Source organism: Candidatus Woesearchaeota archaeon (assembly GCA_003694805.1).
GTDB lineage: Archaea > Nanobdellota > Nanobdellia > Woesearchaeales > J110 > J110.
The window spans coordinates 1-2,433 of sequence record RFJU01000097.1; the positions used below are offsets into that span (position 1 = coordinate 1).

At 48.5% G+C, this 2,433-nt stretch carries 3 protein-coding genes; 2 read left to right on the plus strand and 1 reads right to left on the minus strand.

The features are described from left to right. Together D6783_03350 and D6783_03355 are read left to right on the plus strand one after the other, a co-directional pair. A partial coding sequence (locus D6783_03350) for a hypothetical protein (protein RME52920.1) occupies positions 1 to 570 on the plus strand: 570 nt, incomplete at its 5' end. Continuing rightward, positions 554 to 1,024 (plus strand): hypothetical protein, encoded by a 471-nt coding sequence (locus D6783_03355; GenBank protein RME52921.1) that lies wholly within the window; start codon positions 554 to 556, stop codon positions 1,022 to 1,024. The genes D6783_03350 and D6783_03355, both read left to right, overlap by 17 nt. On the opposite strand, the gene D6783_03360 is transcribed toward D6783_03355, so the two are convergent. Continuing rightward, positions 990 to 2,276 carry a serine/threonine protein kinase gene (locus tag D6783_03360; GenBank protein ID RME52922.1) on the minus strand — a complete coding sequence of 429 codons (1,287 nt, stop codon included), beginning with the start codon at positions 2,274 to 2,276 and terminating at the stop codon, positions 990 to 992. The two genes, D6783_03355 and D6783_03360, sit on opposite strands and share 35 nt — an antisense overlap. Positions 2,277 to 2,433: the final 157 nt, after the last annotated feature.

The following is a 2,433-nucleotide window of genomic DNA, read 5'->3' on the forward strand; positions in this document are numbered from 1 at the left end:
CCCTCTCAACCAGGATTGCGCCTTCAAAAAAAGCTCGAAGAAAATCTCTCCCAACTTTCTTCCGTAACACGACTATCTACAGAAGTGACAAGCTTCCAAGCTGATCACACAGGTTGGCTTCAAAGTGTTCAAACAGACAAATTGCGTATACCAGGAAAGCGTTTTCTCTTGGCCACCGGACAATGGATCGGCAGAGGTCTTTTTGTCACGCCTGAACTTTCCCCAAAAGAGCGCATTTTTGGACTTCCACTACAGCTACCATCCTCATACACAAAGGACGCAAGCGATCTCTTTTTTGAATTACATACTCCATGCTGTTTCCTTGATGTCCGCAAAAAACATCCATTTTTTTCCCTTGGGTTGACAGTTGATGAGCGTTGGAGACCTCTCGATCAAGGAAGACAACCCGTCTTCTTTAATCTTTTGGCAGCAGGAAGCATTGTCTCCAATTTGCCACAACAGCTTCCTCCCTCCAGCTCCACCGCTCACCTTTACCAACAAGGATACGAAGCCGCAAACACCGCTGTTAACGACTTGAGAAAGAAAAAGAAAAATGAGGAAACAACTTGATGCACTTTTTTTTCTTGCCACCCACCTCTGCGGATTGCTCCTTGAAAAACTCGGCAGACTTCTGACACGACCAACGCAAGGGAAACGACAATTTCTCAAACAATATGAAGAAAACGGTCTTTGGGCACTCACTCCAGAGGTGAGAGCCGCACTATTTGAATCTTCTGCCTGCATTCATTGTGGTCTATGCGAAGCCATTCTTCCGAAAAACAAAAACGCCACCTCTCACTCTTTGAATCCATCAACACCTGCGCTCTTCCTTGGAGCCCTTCGACATCTCCCTTCTTTTTCCGAAGCAAAAAACCTCTTTGACAGATACAGAGATGATCTCTCCCAACTAGAAATGCTCTGCCCACAAAAACTCCCCGCCCAAGAGATCGCAAACAAATTAGGGCATTTCAAAACGAGCGAACCAAGCATTACAGATCGAGCTCAGGATCAAGTTGGAGACTAAAAGCGAGAGAAGCAGCGCTCTTGGTGCCGGAAGGCATCACTTGCATCAACTCAAGCATTTGAGGAGAAGCACCACGAGAGGTCGTCCATAGCTCGGTTGTCTGCTTCACCTCTGGAACGGCCTCAAGTAGCGCATGTTTCATATCCATCATCGAGGCATAACGACGTGCAGGGCTCTTGTCCAACGCCGTATTGACAACCTGCACCAAAGAAGGTGGTAAATCAGTTCGAATCTTTTCGAGCGGTTTGGGTTGTTCCGAAATCTGTCGACTCATCAGTTTTAGAAAATTTTGGGGAGTAGGCTCGCCCTCCAAAACAAATGGCGCCCGGCCAACGAGACACTGGTACAAAACGATACCCAAGGAGTAAACGTCAGAACGGCCATCCACATGACTAATCCCACGCAAGCGTTCTTCTGGCGTTGGCCCACGACACTGCTCTGGAGACATGTATTCAGGCGTTCCCACAACCTTTCCAACATCCGTAAAATCCGGCTCATCTGGATCAAGGGGTTTGGCCAAACCAAAATCCAGGATCTTCACAAAATCTTTCTCGCCATCTCGCACCGTCAAAAAGATATTATCTGGTTTGAGATCGCGATGGATCACCCCTTCTTGGTGAGAGATCGCCATCGCATCACAGACTTGTACCGCAATATGCACAGTGCGCTGAGGCGAAAGATAATAAGGAGGTTGCCTCAAAAGATCCCGCAAAGAGCCTCCATTGAGCAGCTCCATTGAATAGTAATACACACCACGCTTTTGGTCATAACCAAAATCATCCACGCGAACAACATGAGGCGACAATGCGCAAACCCGCCGAGCAAGCCGAGCCTCACGTAGAAAACGACCATATTGTGTCTCCCGACGATGATCAGGTCGCTTGATCACTTTAATCGCCCGAGTCTCCCGTAAAAAAACGTGCTCTGCCCGGTAGATCTTTGCCATCCCCCCCTCTCCAACCTTGTCCAACAAACGATACTTCTGATCGAGAACCGTCCCCTCAAACGGATCAGAATAACGAGACTGGCTGTTCGATGCTCCCGGTGGCGGATTCGGAGGAACTGTACGCTGAGTCGTGCTTCGATGCGTTGCCATACGCGCATTTTGAGAAAATTGAGGAGGCTGCGGCTGCTGAGAAAGAGGTTGACCACAAGCAGGACAATAAGCCCCTCGTATCGGTACGCGCCGACCACATGAACGACAAGTTTGATAGCTCATCCTCTGATCTTTACCTTTCTTCCAGGTCGCCAAACTTCAAGAAGCTACCATACCACATCAAAAGATTCGCTCAAGAAAGATTTTTGGACATGGCTCAAATGAGAGTAACAAGAAGCAGTACCCATGATTCCTCTCCTCTCCGTCGCTTTACGACACCTCCCCCCCCCAGTAAGGGAAATTGGGTCGGAGG